General features: G+C 67.0%; 14 protein-coding genes and 1 pseudogene. 10 read left to right on the forward strand and 5 right to left on the reverse strand.

Annotation, left to right across the window (positions count from 1 at the left end; all coding sequences use genetic code 11):
• Window positions 1-163 precede the first annotated feature (163 nt).
• Window positions 164-373, forward strand: a pseudogene (locus HWX25_RS33910) (hypothetical protein); the annotation flags it as partial.
• A gap of 82 nt (window positions 374-455) precedes the next feature.
• Here the strand turns inward: HWX25_RS33910 and HWX25_RS19650 are convergent.
• The gene (locus HWX25_RS19650) at window positions 456-1,472 is read right to left on the reverse strand and encodes a 1-aminocyclopropane-1-carboxylate deaminase (protein WP_175909850.1); all 1,017 of its coding nucleotides are present in this window, start codon (window positions 1,470-1,472) and stop codon (window positions 456-458) included.
• Between the two features lie 191 nt (window positions 1,473-1,663).
• On the opposite strand from HWX25_RS19650, the gene HWX25_RS19655 reads away from it, so the two are divergent.
• On the forward strand, window positions 1,664-2,164 hold the full coding sequence (locus HWX25_RS19655) for an Lrp/AsnC ligand binding domain-containing protein (protein WP_175909852.1): 501 nt from the start codon (window positions 1,664-1,666) through the stop codon (window positions 2,162-2,164).
• Between the two features lie 204 nt (window positions 2,165-2,368).
• Window positions 2,369-4,090: a ubiquinone-dependent pyruvate dehydrogenase gene (gene poxB / locus HWX25_RS19660; protein ID WP_175909921.1), complete on the forward strand. Its 1,722-nt coding sequence runs from the start codon at window positions 2,369-2,371 to the stop codon at window positions 4,088-4,090.
• A gap of 22 nt (window positions 4,091-4,112) precedes the next feature.
• On the opposite strand, the gene HWX25_RS19665 is transcribed toward poxB, so the two are convergent.
• Window positions 4,113-5,030, reverse strand: coding sequence for a LysR family transcriptional regulator (locus tag HWX25_RS19665; RefSeq protein ID WP_059818439.1), 918 nt, complete (start codon window positions 5,028-5,030; stop codon window positions 4,113-4,115).
• A gap of 120 nt (window positions 5,031-5,150) precedes the next feature.
• Between HWX25_RS19665 and HWX25_RS19670 the strand changes: the two genes are divergently transcribed.
• Complete coding sequence (locus HWX25_RS19670) at window positions 5,151-6,134, forward strand: aldo/keto reductase (RefSeq protein ID WP_175909854.1); 984 nt, start codon at window positions 5,151-5,153, stop codon at window positions 6,132-6,134.
• 222 nt (window positions 6,135-6,356) lie between these two features.
• Entirely contained in the window at window positions 6,357-6,947 is a 591-nt protein-coding gene (locus tag HWX25_RS19675; protein ID WP_059692532.1) for a methyltransferase domain-containing protein, read from the forward strand.
• Between the two features lie 57 nt (window positions 6,948-7,004).
• On the opposite strand, the gene HWX25_RS19680 is transcribed toward HWX25_RS19675, so the two are convergent.
• Window positions 7,005-8,144: an acyltransferase gene (locus tag HWX25_RS19680; RefSeq protein ID WP_175909856.1), complete on the reverse strand. Its 1,140-nt coding sequence runs from the start codon at window positions 8,142-8,144 to the stop codon at window positions 7,005-7,007.
• 431 nt (window positions 8,145-8,575) lie between these two features.
• Between HWX25_RS19680 and HWX25_RS19685 the strand changes: the two genes are divergently transcribed.
• Window positions 8,576-8,956, forward strand: a complete 381-nt coding sequence (locus HWX25_RS19685; protein ID WP_175909858.1) for a hypothetical protein — start codon at window positions 8,576-8,578, stop codon at window positions 8,954-8,956.
• 104 nt (window positions 8,957-9,060) lie between these two features.
• Window positions 9,061-9,627 carry a hypothetical protein gene (locus tag HWX25_RS19690; protein ID WP_059818435.1) on the forward strand — a complete coding sequence of 189 codons (567 nt, stop codon included), beginning with the start codon at window positions 9,061-9,063 and terminating at the stop codon, window positions 9,625-9,627.
• Window positions 9,628-9,657: 30 nt separating this feature from the next.
• Here the strand turns inward: HWX25_RS19690 and HWX25_RS19695 are convergent, their stop codons facing one another.
• The gene (locus HWX25_RS19695) at window positions 9,658-10,533 is read right to left on the reverse strand and encodes a LysR family transcriptional regulator (RefSeq protein ID WP_044848057.1); all 876 of its coding nucleotides are present in this window, start codon (window positions 10,531-10,533) and stop codon (window positions 9,658-9,660) included.
• A gap of 161 nt (window positions 10,534-10,694) precedes the next feature.
• Between HWX25_RS19695 and HWX25_RS19700 the strand changes: the two genes are divergently transcribed.
• The 3 genes from HWX25_RS19700 (at window position 10,695) to HWX25_RS19710 (ending at window position 12,895) form a co-directional block, all read left to right on the forward strand.
• Complete coding sequence (locus HWX25_RS19700) at window positions 10,695-12,014, forward strand: DUF3422 domain-containing protein (protein WP_059818434.1); 1,320 nt, start codon at window positions 10,695-10,697, stop codon at window positions 12,012-12,014.
• Window positions 12,015-12,044: 30 nt separating this feature from the next.
• A complete protein-coding gene (locus tag HWX25_RS19705; protein WP_175909860.1) occupies window positions 12,045-12,245 on the forward strand; it encodes a hypothetical protein in 201 nt (66 codons plus the stop codon).
• Window positions 12,246-12,460: 215 nt separating this feature from the next.
• The gene (locus HWX25_RS19710; RefSeq protein ID WP_059818429.1) at window positions 12,461-12,895 is read left to right on the forward strand and encodes a GNAT family N-acetyltransferase; all 435 of its coding nucleotides are present in this window, start codon (window positions 12,461-12,463) and stop codon (window positions 12,893-12,895) included.
• A 16-nt stretch (window positions 12,896-12,911) separates the two neighbouring features.
• Here HWX25_RS19710 and HWX25_RS19715 read toward each other — a convergent pair whose 3' ends face one another.
• Window positions 12,912-13,808 (reverse strand): LysR family transcriptional regulator, encoded by an 897-nt coding sequence (locus HWX25_RS19715; RefSeq protein WP_059682052.1) that lies wholly within the window; start codon window positions 13,806-13,808, stop codon window positions 12,912-12,914.
• Between the last annotated feature and the right edge of the window lie 110 nt (window positions 13,809-13,918).

A 13,918-nucleotide genomic window follows, 5' to 3' on the forward strand; every position in this document is an offset into this window, starting at 1 on the left:
CCAGCGAAAAGCGGCAACCAGTGCGTGACTGAACGATTCGAAGAGAGCCTGAGAGAGCCTTGGACTGCGTGTCGGCGTGGGTGAATTGTATTCGCCCCGCCGCGCGCAAGCCGGGTACGTGCTCGCGACAAGATGGCGCGAAGCAGTGCGGTGCAAATGGAACGTGGGAGAAGAAACGACGGTTCGTCGTTTGCTGGCGCCGGGGCTGTTGCTGTTGGCCGCATGCGCGTGATGCGTCCGTCACCGGCAACATGGTGCGGATCTGCAATGACACCGGGTGTTCCGATCGCCCTGACGATCAGGTTTCCTATCAAAAAAGGCGATTCCGACGACCGCGAGGGATCCGCGCATCGTTTCGTTGAAGCGGCCGTCGAAGGTCGCCCGCGACCTCCGCCTTGCGTTGTTTCGGCGGCGCCGACGTCGCGCATGCGTCGCCGGTCTGCCGCAACACGAGATCAACCTTCCCGAAAAATCCCGCTATACGCGCTCAACGCCGGCACCCCGCCGAGGTGCGCGTACAGCACCTTCGACCCCGGCTCGAATTCCCCGCGCCGCACCTTGTCGATCATCCCGTGCATCGATTTGCCTTCATAGACGGGATCGGTCAGCACGCCTTCCAGTCGCGCACACAGACGAATCGCCTCCAGCGTGCCGTCGTTCGGCAGTCCGTATTCGGGCCCGGCATAGCGCGTGTCGAGCACCACGTCCTGCTCGTCGATATCGCGCCCCAGCCCGACCAGCTCGGCCGTGTGCCGGGCGATGCGCGTGATCTGTTCGTGTGTGCGCTCGGGCGTTGCCGACGCGTCGATGCCGATCACGCGGTCCGCACGTCCGTCGGCCGCGAAGCCGACGACCATCCCCGCCTGCGTGCTGCCCGTCACCGAGCAGACCACGACATAATCGAACTTGAAGCCGAGTTGCGCTTCCTGCTCGCGTACTTCTTCCGCGAAGCCGACGAACCCGAGCCCGCCGAGCGGATGCTCGGAACACCCGGCAGGAATCGGATATGGCTTGCCGCCCGCCTGCCGCACGCTTTCCATCGCTTCTTCCCAGCTGCGGCGAATGCCGATGTCGAAGCCGTCGGCGACGAGCCGCACGTCGGCGCCCATCATCCGTGACAGCTGGATGTTCCCGACGCGGTCGTACACCGGATCTTCGTAGTTGACCCAGTGCTCCTGCACGAGCACGCACTTCATCCCGAGATGCGCGGCGACAGCCGCGACCTGGCGGGTCTGGTTCGACTGCAAGCCGCCGATCGACACGAGCGTGTCGGCGCCTTGCGCGAGCGCGTCGGGGACGAGGTATTCGAGCTTGCGCGTCTTGTTGCCGCCGAAAGCGAGGCCGCTGTTGCAGTCCTCGCGCTTCGCATACAGCTCGACCTTGCCGCCGAGGTGCGCGCTCAGGCGCTTGAGCGGCTGGATCGGTGTCGGGCCGAACGTGAGCGGATAACGGGGGAAACGTTGCAGGTTCATCGGCAAGCTCCGAAAGGCGGTGGGCGGGAATTCGAATCGGTCGGGTGCGGCCGGCACGCCGTGTCCCGATGGAAAAATGATAGGCAGGACCCCGCGAAATGAGCTTGCGAAATAAATAATGGAAACCTACGTTATCGATGAGATGAGCATCAAATAGATAATTTTGGTTCGCAAAAGTGACAGGAGACGCAATGAAATTAGATCGCGGCAGCGCATTGCCGGCCGATACGCCGCCGGTGCTCGACCGCATCGACCGCGCGATCCTGCGGCAGTTGCAGCAGGACGCGTCGATCTCGAACGTGAGCCTCGCCGCGAAGGTGAAGCTGAGCGCGCCGGCGTGCCTGCGGCGCGTCGAGCGGTTGAAGGAGATGGGGTTGATTCGCGGCATCGTGGCGCTGCTCGACCCGAAGCCACTGGGTGCCGGGATGCTGGTGGTGATCGGCTTCGTGCTCGATCGTTCGACGCCGGAGGCGTTCGCCGAGTTCGAGAAGGCCGCGCAGAAGGTGTCGGGGTGTGTCGAATGTCACGTGGTGACCGGCGAATTCGACTACTTCATGCTGGTGCGCACGCGCGACAACGAGAGCTTCAACCGCTTGCACGCGGAACAGCTGCTGTACCTGCCCGGTGTGCGGCAGGTGCGCTCGTTCATGGTACTGAAGGAAATTCTGTCGACGCATGCGCTGCCGGTGTAGCGCATCGCGATGTGGTCGGCCGCGCACGCTGCGTTGAACGGCATGCGTCAACCGAAGAGGAGCGCACCTGGCCGCGTCGCCGCGCATGACGCCCGCGTCGTCACGACGCCGCGCGGCACGATCGCGTATGCTCGTCCCGTCAGCGGCGACGGCGGCTGCCGTGGCCGAATATCGTGTGACGACCGATCAACGAGCGAGGGCATGATGGCTAGACAGACGATGGCGGAATACCTGGCGAAGACGCTGGCGGCAGCGGGCATCGAGCGCATCTGGGGCGTGACGGGCGACAGCCTGAACGGGCTGTCGTTCAGCCTGAGCCAGATCGGTTCGATCCGCTGGATGCATACGCGGCACGAGGAAAGTGCGGCGTTCGCGGCCGGCGCGGATGCCGCGTCGACCGGACGGCTCGCGGTCTGCGCGGGCAGCTGCGGCCCCGGCAACCTGCACCTGATCAACGGCCTCTACGATTGCCACCGCAATCACCAGCCGGTGCTCGCGATCGCCGCACACATTCCATCGACCGAGATCGGCCTCGGCTATTTCCAGGAAACCCATCCGCAGGAACTGTTCCGCGAGTGCAGTCATTTCGCGGAACTCGTGACCAACGCATCGCAGTTCCCCCGCGTGCTCGCGCGCGCGATGCGCACCGCGATCGAGGAACGCGGCGTCGCGGTGATCGTACTGCCGGGCGACATCGCGCTCGGCGACGGCCCGGACGAGTTGCCGGCGTGGAGCGACTCGGCACCGCCGTCGATCCTGCCGGCCGACGCCGATCTCGACCGGCTCGCGGCGCTGCTCGATGCGTCGGACGCGGTCACGCTGCTGTGCGGCAGCGGCACGCAGGGCGCGCACGACGAGGTGGTCGCGCTGGCTGACACGCTCGGCGCGCCGGTCGTGCATGCGCTGCGCGGCAAGCAGTTCGTCGAATGGGGCAACCCGTTCGACGTCGGCATGACGGGGTTGATCGGCTTCAGCTCGGGCTATCACGCGATGGAGTCGTGCGACACGCTGCTGATGCTCGGCACGGACTTCCCGTACCGGCCGTTCTATCCGACGCATGCGAAGATCGTGCAGATCGACTGGAAGGGCTCGCAGTTGGGCCATCGCGCGCCGCTCGCGCTCGGGCTCGTCGGCACCGTGAAGGAAACGATCGCGGCGCTGCTGCCGCGCCTCACGCGCAAGACGCAGCGGCGCTTCCTCGAGAATGCGCTGAAGCATTATGCGGCCGCGCGCAAGGGGCTCGACGATCTCGCCGTGGCCGAGCCGCCGGGCCGCGCGATTCATCCGCAATACCTGACGAAAGTCGTCGACGACGTCGCGGCCGACGACGCGATCTTCACGGCCGACGTCGGCACGCCGACGCTGTGGGCCGCGCGCTACCTGACGATGAACGGCAAGCGCCAACTGCACGGCTCGTTCAACCACGGCTCGATGGCGAACGCGATGCCGCAGGCGCTCGGTGCGCAGGGCGCGCATCCGGGCCGGCAGGTCGTGTCGCTGTCGGGCGACGGCGGGCTGTCGATGCTGCTCGGCGATCTCTTGACCGCGCGCCAGCTCAACCTGCCGATCAAGATCGTCGTCTACAACAACAGCCTGCTCGGCTTCGTGTCGATGGAGCTGAAGGCGGCCGGCTATCTCGACACGAACGTCGACCTGAGCCCGACCGACTTCGCGGCGATCGCGAAGGGCGCGGGGATCTTCAGCGTGCGTGTCGAGCATTCGGAGAACGTCGAGCATGCGCTGCGCACGGCGTTCGCGCACGACGGGCCGGCGGTGGTCGACGTCGTCACGTCGAAGTACGAACTGGCGATGCCGCCGAAGATCGAGATCGCGCATGCGAAGGGCTTCAGCCTGTTCATGCTGCGCGCGATCCTGAGCGGGCGCGGCGACGAGATCGTCGAGCTCGCGCGGACCAACCTGCGGTGAGGCGGCTGGGCGGGGCGAACCATCAGTTGTCCGACGCGTTGCCCGCTGCATCCGTCCATTCACGCACCGCCTCTACGAACAACCGCAATGCCGCCGGCGGATGCCGGTTCGCGGGATAGTAGAGACACAGGCTGTCGAACGTCTGCTCCCATTCGGGCAACACGCGCACGAGCCGGCCGTCGGCCAGATGCTCGGCGACGCGCGCGTGCGTGACCCACGCGATGCCGATGCCGGCGAGCGCTGCGTCGACCATCAGGCTCAGGTTGCCGAGCGTCATCGGCCCGTCGACGTCGACGCTCACGCGCTTGCCGTCGCGCGTCAGGTCCCATCGATAGAGCGCGCCGCTTTCGAAGCGGAACCGGATGCACCGGTGGCGCGTGAGGTCCTGCGGCGTATCCGGCGCCGGGTGTCGCGCCAGGTAGTCGGGCGACGCCACCGCGACCAAGCGGACCGCATCGCCGAACCGCACGGCGATCATGTCGCGCGGCACGTCCTCGCGCACGCGGATGCCCGCGTCGAAGCCGTGTTCGACGATGTCGATCATCCGCGAATCGACGACGAACTCCACATGAATGTCCGGATAGCGCGCGACGAAGCCGGGCAGCACGTGCCGGATCAGCGGGCGGGACGCGGATTCCGACGCGCTGATCCGGATCTGGCCGGACGGCCGGTTGCGGGCGGTCGCGGCGTCGTTCATCGCGTCCTCGAGATCGGCGACCGCGGGCCGCACGCGCAGCAGCAACTGTTCGCCGGCCTCGGTCAGCGCGACCGAGCGGGTCGTGCGGTTGAACAGGCGCACGCCGAGCCGCGCCTCGAGATGGCGGATCGCGTGGCTCAGCGCCGACGGCGACACGCCGAGGATGCGGGCCGCGCCGCTGAAGCTGCGCTGTTCCGCGATCGTGATGAAGGTCGTGAGTTCGCCGAGGCCGGTGCGCAGCATTGATGAAATTTCCTCAATAACGCATGAAATGGTACGCCGATTGTTGAGGCGTATCCATCAACCTACACTCGCTTCCTCGGCATCCCGTCGATCGTCTTTACCTTTCAGCAGGAGAAATTCATGCAAAAGCGCATGCTTGGTAAGAGCGGCCTCGAAGTCTCGGCAATCGGGCTCGGCTGCATGGGATTGAGCTACGCCTACGGTCCAGCCATCGACAAGGCGAGCGGTATCGCGCTGATTCGCACGGCGTTCGAACGCGGCGTGACCTTCTTCGATACGGCCGAAGCGTACGGCCCGTTCGTCAACGAGGAACTGGTGGGCGAGGCGGTGGCACCGTTTCGCGACCAGGTCGTGATCGCCACCAAGTTCGGTTTCGAGAACGGCGAGCCGATGAAGGGCGTCGACAGCCGGCCGTCGACCATTCGCGCGGTGACCGACGCAGCGCTCAAGCGGCTGAAGGTCGACCGCATCGATCTGCTTTATCAGCATCGCGTCGATCCGAACGTGCCGATCGAGGATGTCGCGGGCACCGTCAAGGACCTGATCGGCGAAGGCAAGGTCGCGCACTTCGGGCTGTCGGAAGCCGGTGAGCAGACGATTCGCCGCGCGCACGCTGTGCAGCCCGTCGCGGCGCTGCAAAGCGAATATTCGCTGTGGTGGCGCGAGCCGGAGGAGCGCATCCTGCCGACGCTCGAGGAGCTCGGCATCGGCTTCGTGGCGTTCAGCCCGCTCGGCAAGGGTTTCCTGACGGGGGCGATCGACGCGAACACGACGTTCGATGCGACCGACTTCCGCAATCTCGTGCCGCGCTTCTCGGAAGAAAACCGCAGGGCCAACGCGGGCCTCGTCGACCTGCTCGGCCGGATCGCGGCCGACAAGGGCGTGACGCGCGCGCAGATCGCGCTCGCTTGGCTGCTGGCCCGCAAGCCGTGGATCGTGCCGATTCCGGGCACGACGAAGCTGCATCGGCTTGACGAAAACATCGGCGCGGCCGCGGTGGTGCTGACGACCGACGAATTGTCGGCGATCGAGACGGCGCTGCGGCAGATCACGATCGTCGGCGAGCGGTATCCCGCGCAGTTTCAGCAGCGCGTCGACCGCTGATCGGGCCGCCATCGATTGCACGGCCCGCATCGGTGACGCAATCAGGGACAATCTTCACGTCGCCTTAAGTTTGCATTTCCTAGAATCGATTGATCGCCGCGCGAGCGCGGCGAACCGATTCTTCAGGAGGATGCACGTGAAAGAACCCCGTGTCGTCGTAGCCCTGTTGCAGGCAGTCATTGGCACGTCGAAGCCGAACGCGCAACCGCGCAAGGTCGGCCGATGACCTGGCCGAACGCGTTGCGTGTCTCGGCACTGTTCGTGCGCGAGTGGGTCGGCCGCCCGGCCGCGGTGGGCGCGTTGTGCCCGAGTTCGCGGCATCTGGCGCGCGAGATGGCCGATGCGGTGCCGGACGGCGACGGACTCGTCGTCGAACTCGGCGGCGGCACCGGCGCAATCACCGCCGCGTTGCTCGAACGCGGCGTCGCGCCACGGCGTCTCGTCGTGGTCGAGCGGTCGCCGGCGTTCGTGCAGCACCTGCGACGCCGCTTTCCCGGCATCTCCATCGTGTCGGGCGACGCGCGGCAGCTCGAGCGGCTGCTGCCGCCCGACGCGGCGGTCGATGCGATCGTGTCCTGCCTGCCGCTGCGCACGTTGCCGCGCGAGGACGTGACGGCGATCGTCGGGCAGTGCGAGCGCGTGCTGTCGGTCGACGGCGTGATGATCCAGTTCACCTACGATTTGCGCGTGCCCGAGCGTCACCCGCTGCGCGATCCGGCATTTGTTGCCGACGCCAGCCGGATCGTGTGGGCAAATATTCCGCCTGCGCGCATCGTCACGATGCGCAGGGCCGCCATCGGACAGGTGGCGTGATACCCGCATCGTGGCGCGCTTCCTTTCATCGACCCTGCGGATGCCGTCGGTCGCGGTTCAAGTCGCGGCGTCCGGCATGCGCGCCGCGGGCCGCGACGCGGCCCGCCGGATGACGCGCTCGAGCGGCGTCGCGTAGCCGTGCGCGACGGCCGCGCTCAATCCGGCCGACAACACCAGATACGCGACGAGCAGCAGGAGCTTGCCGTCGCCGTGCATGGTGGCGGGCGGCCACACCGTGCGCAGCGCGCCGAGCGCGATCAGATGGAACAGGTACAACTCGTAGCTGAGCCGGCCGCTCCAGCGCAGCGGCGCGAGCGCGCGGCCCGGTGGTGCTCGCTCGCCGCGGGCATGCGCGCCGATCAGCAGCACGGCGGTGCCGAGCGCCATCGCGGACACGCCGGTCACATGGCTCTGCGCGATCGGCCACGCGAGATAGAGCACGGTCATCGCGATCGCGGTCAGCCATTGCACGGGCGCGTCCGCGAGCCGCCGCCAGCCGGCGCGTCCGGCCAGCAACGCGGTGCAGCAGCCGATCGCGATTCCGTCGAAGCACGCGAAATACGCATACAGAAACCCGCCTTCGTCGCCCACATGCGTGACGCGGTACACGGGGCCGATCGCGACGACCGCCAGCCAGAACGCGAACAGCCGCGCGTCGCGGCGCAGGGCGATGCACAGCAGCGGAAACGACAGGTAGAACACCTCTTCGACCGACAGCGACCAGAGCACGCCGAGCGCGTAATTGACCCATCCGTACGTGCCGATCAGCACGTTCATCCAGAATGTCAGCGATGCGAGATTGACGAGCCAGAACGACACGGCGACACCCTGCGGCGCGTGGTTCGCGAAGATCGGCACGCCGGCCGCCGCCAGCCCGTTGACGAGGGCGAGCAGCAGGAGCAGGCACGGGACGATGCGCGCGATGCGCGACACGTAGAACGCGCGCACGTCCATCGCGCCGAGGCTGCCCCAGCGGCGGCGCGCATTCGACGTGATCAGGTAGCCGGAAATCACGAAGAACATCGTCACGCCGTAGTTGCCGTTGCGGACCACTGCATGCACCGCGTCCCAGCCGACCATGCGCGCGACGGACGTGTCGCGCAGCGAATACGGGATGTTGAAGTGATGCAGCAGGACGAGCAGGATCGACACGCCGCGCAGCACGTCGATCCGGGCATTGCGCGGCCCGGCGCTCATTGCGGCTGGCCCGGTCGCGCGCGAGACGGCCGCGCAGCCGGGAACGTGTCGCGTGAATGCGGGACGGCCTCGGGTTGGGCGTCGTGCAGCGTGGGGCGCCAGGTGTTCAAGCGGGACTCCATCGGATCGGGAACGGGGCGAAATGCGTGCGATGCAGGCGGGCCAACCGGAAGCGGCCGAGCGTGCGTGCCATGAAAGCGCCGTCCGGCATCGAGGACGCTGGACGTCACGGGGGCACCAGTGTATCGGCGGATCGTCGGCGATTGTCCTGTCAGCGTTGACGGGGCGCACGCAGCGCAACCCGGCCGGTATGCGCCGCTGTTCGGGCATGCCATTTTTTGCATTGCAAAGCCGTTTTTTTGCACGGTATTTATGCGGCGCCTTCTAAGCTCGGGATGTGTCCAACAGCCAGGACGCTCTCCGTCCGCGCCATGACCTTCATCCATCCCGTACCCGAATACGACATCGCCGGCCGCCAGCTGGGCGCCGGCGCGCGCACGACCGTCATCCCATTTCCGCCGCCGCGCCCGCGCCTGCGGTTGCCCGTCACGCTGACGGCCGACACCGGCGCGCTCGCGCACGCCCGGCTCGCGGCGTTGCTGCATTCCCCGCTCGGCGTGTATGTGGTCAGCGCGCGTACCGTGCGCGACGTGATCCATGTGGAATTCGACATCGCGTCGGAGGATCTCGACTTCACGCTGCATATGCTGATCGCGCAGCAGGTCGATGCCGTGATCGGTCCCGTTGTCCGCCGTCTGCGCGTGGCGACGCAGGATCGTCCGGCCGGGGAACGCCGATTGCTCGTACCGTAGGGTTCGCCGCCGATTCGCCGGCCATCGTGCCGTGGGCGGTCGGTCGCGGCGAGCGTTTGTGCGCCGCGTCGCACGCGGCGCCGGCCCTTGACAGGGAGGAATCCATGCACCTCATGGAAGAAGTGCAGACCACGCGTCCGGCAAGCGGCCGCGTGCGCGTGGCGACGTTGCCGTCGGGCACGCAGCTGGCCCTGCAGTTGCGGGTGACCGTGCGCGCGGCGGACGTGCTGCTGCGTCAGGCGATCCGGCTGCCGGACCGCCATCAGTGGTCGGTCGACCTCGAACGTGTCGACGCGGCCGGCGGGCCGCTGGCCGCCTGGGATTCGCACGTGACGCTGCGCATCGCGAAGACGTTCGCGCCGTCGGCCGATGCGATTGCGCGCGCTGGCGATCCGGACCAGGTTGCGGTCGACATTCGGCTGTTTCTTCCGGAGCAGGCGTATCTGGGCGAGCAGCGCGTCGGCATCTTCGGCCGGCGGCACGGCAACCGGTTCGGTGCGACGCTGTCGGTAACGGCCGGGTCGCAGTGGGGCGGCCGGCGTACCGAATGCATTCCGCCGGCCGGGAGGCATGTGCATGGCGACACGCTGGAGGCGCTCGTCGACACGATAGCGGGCATCGTCAACGCGGCGCTGCTCGCGGCCGGCCATCCACGGCCCGGCGGTTCGTGACGGCGCAGGCGGCGCGCGTCCGGCCGCGGCTCAGGCGTCGCCGGTCTGGCCGGTTTGCCGCTGCAGGTCTTCCATCAGTTGTTCCGCGAGAAAGTCGCACGGCGGGCGCTTCGATTTCGTGCTGCGCGCGAGGATCAGCTCGAGCGGCGGCAGATCGGGCAGCCCGTGCGAGCGGCCGAGCATCGACAATTGCGCGGGAATCGCGCAGCGCGCGAGCGGCGCGACCGCAAGCCCGGCCTCGACCATGCTGAGCAGCCCGAGCAGGCTCGGGCTTTCATAGGACGTGCGAAACGGCAGCTTCGCGCGTTCGAGGCTGCGGATCGCGTTCTCGCGCGCGACGCTGCCCGGCATGAACACCGCGATCGGCAGCGGCCGTTCTTCCCATACGCGCGGCCCGTTCGTCATCGCGGCCCACGCCATCGGCTCGTGGCGGATGAAGTCGCCGGACAGCCCCTTGATGCGCGTGCCGCACACGAGATCGACGGTGCCGTCCTTCAGGAGCGGCGCGAGCGCGCTGCTCGGCAGCCCGATCACCTGGATCTCGACCTTCGGATAAGTCGCGGAGAACTTCTTCAGCACCGACGGCAGCAGCGACGACGCATAGTCGTCCGGCACGCCGATCACGACCTTGCCGGTCACTTCCGGCCGCACCACGGCCGCCCACGCCTCGTCGCGCAGCGCCAGCATTCGTCTGGCGAATCCCAGCAGCACCTCGCCTTCGCGCGTCAGCACAATGCTGCGCGGCTTGCGCACGAACAGCGGCCGGCCGATCGCGTCCTCGAGGCTCTTGATCTGCATGCTCACGGCCGATTGCGAGCGGTTCACCGCTTCGGCGGCGCGGGTCATGTTGCCGGTTTCCGCGACGGCGACGACGGTGGCCAGCACGTCGTGATCGAGCATCTTCATCGGTATCAGGAAAACTGAATGTAACGATCAGCATTATGCGTTTTTATTGTCGCTGTGTGTCTGCCATAGTGGCATCGAGCCTGCCGTGTCGTTCGATGCGGTGCGGCTATCACGCCGGCGTGCCCGGCACGCAGCGTTGAACAGGGAAGAGTGGTGTACCGATGATCGATCATCCGTTGCGCGCCGCACTGGCCGCGGAATTGCATGCGCGGCCGTTCCTGCGGCTCGCCGAGGCCGTGTCGCTCACGCACTACGCGATCTACGCGGACGGCCAGCCCGACATCCACGAAACGCTGCTGCACGCGCTGTGTCGCGACACCGGCATTGCCGTGCCGCAGGACGGCGCGACCCATCATGCGGTGCAGTCGCCGTGCGGCTGGCATCTGAAGTGGGAGCGACACACCGAATTCTCGACGTTCACGTTCGTCGCGCCGCGTCGCGACACCGGCTATTTCGACGATCTCGCGATCGAAGGGATTCCTGCCGCGTGGTTCGCGCGGCTGGCGGGCATCCGCTTCGTCGCGGTGCGCATGGAGTTGCTGTCGGGCGATGCCGCGCGGCTCGTGTGCGGTGACATGCGCCGCTGGATCGACGGGCCCGCGCTCGTCGGCAGCAACGTGCTGGGCGGCGGCAAGGTGTTTTGCGACTGGCACGTGCGTGACGACGGCTTCATGCGCTTTCTCGTCGTCGACGAGGATTTTCGCGAGGAGCAGGGCGGCCGACTGCTGCAGCGCCTGTATGAAATCGAGACGTACCGGATGATGGCGCTGCTCGCGTTGCCGGTCGCGCGGCGGATGAGCCGCGAGCTCGACGAGATCCATGCGGCGCTGCATGCGCTGATGCAGCGGATGGACGCGAGCGGCGCCGACGGCGACGACGCGGCCTTGCTCGTGAAGCTCACGCATCTCGCGGTGCGGGTCGAGGCGCTGTCGGGGTCCGGCGGCCGCTTCAGCGCGTCGCGTGCCTACGAAAAGCTCGTGCTGGCGCGCATCCACGAATTGCGCGAGGAGCGCATCGAAGGGATGCCGACGATCGCCGAGTTCATGGAGCGACGCTTCGCGCCGGCAATGGAAACCTGCCGCAGCGTGTGGGCGCGTCACGAGCAGATCGCCGCGCGGATCGCGCGCGCGGTCGACCTGTTGCGCACGCGCGTGAATCTCGCGCAGGAAAAGGACGTGACGCGCTTGCTGGCCGGCATGGAGCGCACCGCGCGCAATCAGCTGCATCTGCAGCACGCGGTTGAAGGATTGTCGGTGGCAGCCATTTCGTACTACGTGCTGTCGCTCGCGACAGCGGCGTTCAAGGCGCTGCACGTGATGAACCTGCCGGTCGATCCCGAACTGGCGGAAGGCCTGCTGATCGCGCCGGTCGTGTTCGCGGTGATTCACATCACGCGGCGCACGCGCGCGCAACTTGCACGGTCGGAGGGCGCGCATGACGGCGCACCCGTGCAGGCAGCGGCGTTGAAACAGGCAAATTAGAACATCGACGACATATCAAAAGGAGTGGAGATGACTTTTACGCAAACGCAACCCGGGTTCTTCAGTGGCCTCGACGCATTCGACGAGCCGGTATGGGACGAAGCCGGCGCGCCGGAGGAGGCGCGTGTGACGTCGTATCAGGCCGTGCTGCAGGAGCCGATGACGTCGCTCGTCGGGAATGCGATCGATCGGCCGGATGTCGCGGCGGTGGCGATTCTCGGGTACAACTGACGCGGATTTGCATCGAGTCGATTCAAGCATTTGCCGCGGCTTGAGCAGGCTCCAGGCGCGACGAAACGGCGGGTGCGGGATGTGCCCGTCGTTTGTACGTTCGTCATGATCGGCACAGACTCCCGCTGCCGCCGAACGCGCTACGCGCTAGAGTCGCCCGACGCCCGTCACGAACACTGCACGTTCTGCGGCTCATTCACGCACGTCTCCATTCCATGACCGCGCATCCCGCCGTTTCCCTTCAGCTCACCGACACCGAACAACCGGCTGCCCGCGATTTCATCAGCCGCAAGCTCGGCGAATTCAACCACGCGATGACGGGCCGCAGCGACACGGCAGCGCTCGACGTCTACGTGACCGATCCCGCGACCGGCGAGGTCCTGGGCGGGCTCACCGGCCGAACGTCGCTCGGCCTCTTCTTCATCGACCTCTTTTACCTGCCGGAATCGCTGCGCGGCGGCGGCTTCGGCAGCAGACTGCTGCGCGAGGCCGAAGCGGAAGCGAAGCGGCGCGGATGCGCCCGCGCGGTGCTGTACACGATTACGTTCCAGGCGCCGGATTTCTACCGGAAGCACGGGTACGAGGCATTCGGCGAAGTGCCGTGCGAGCCGGAAGGGACGGCGCGCGTGTTCATGGTCAAGGCGCTTTGAACGACGTTGCCTGACTTCACCGCCCCGGCGTGGCGCGCTCGACGATCATGTCGTACAGCGCCTGTGCCGCGGGCGACAACTGCGCGGCCCGGCGCTTGACCAGCACCAGCGTGCGCGACACCGACGGCTCGACGAGTTCGATCGTGCGAATCATCGGATACGCGTTTTTCTGGATCGCGAGCTTCGGCACCACGGCCGCGCCGAGGCCTTCGGCGACGAGACCGAGCGCGGTCGAACTGCGCTGCACTTCGTAGAACGAATGCAGCGTCACGCCGCTCGTCTTCAGCGCACCTTCGAGCAGCCCGCGATTGCCGCTCACTTCGCCCGCGAAGATCAGCGGATGCGGCTGCAGCGCGGCCCAACGGATCCGCCGACGCTTCGCGAGCGGGTGATCGTCGCGGCAGACGAGCACGTACGGATCATGCGTGAGCGGCACGCTGACGAGTTCGGGGTGCTGGTCGCCCGCGATGCTGATCCCGAATTCCGCTTCGCGGCGCAGCACGGCCTGCAATACCGACGCCGACGCGTGATCGAGGATCTTCACGCGATCGTGCGGCCGGTGCCCGGAAAACGCCCGCAGAATACGGGGGAGATACTGAACGCCGACCGTCGGCACGCACGCGATCGTCACGTCGCCGCGCTGGCTCAGGCCCGTTTCGCGGATTTCGGTCAGCGCGTCCGACAGCTCGTTCAGCAGCCGGCGCGCCTGCGGCAGGAAACGCCGGCCGATTTCGGTGAGGGTGGTGCGGCGTGTCGTGCGCTCGATCAGCGCGACGCCGAGAAACGACTCGAGCTTGCGCAACCGTTGCGTGATCGCCGTTTGCGTGACGTGCAGCGTGTCGGCCGCCTGCCTGAAGCTGCCGCCGTCGGCGATCGCGACGAAAGCCTGGACACCGAGCGTATCGATTTTCATCAGAAACATGAATCAATAACGATATTAAATTCATTTTACTGAAGAACAGCGAGATCGCAGAATGCGCTGCATCGACGGCTGTCGATATCCCGACGCCGTCCACGCCGACC

The sequence above is a fragment of the Burkholderia sp. BCC1640 genome (genome assembly GCF_902833125.1).
Lineage (GTDB): Bacteria > Pseudomonadota > Gammaproteobacteria > Burkholderiales > Burkholderiaceae > Burkholderia > Burkholderia diffusa.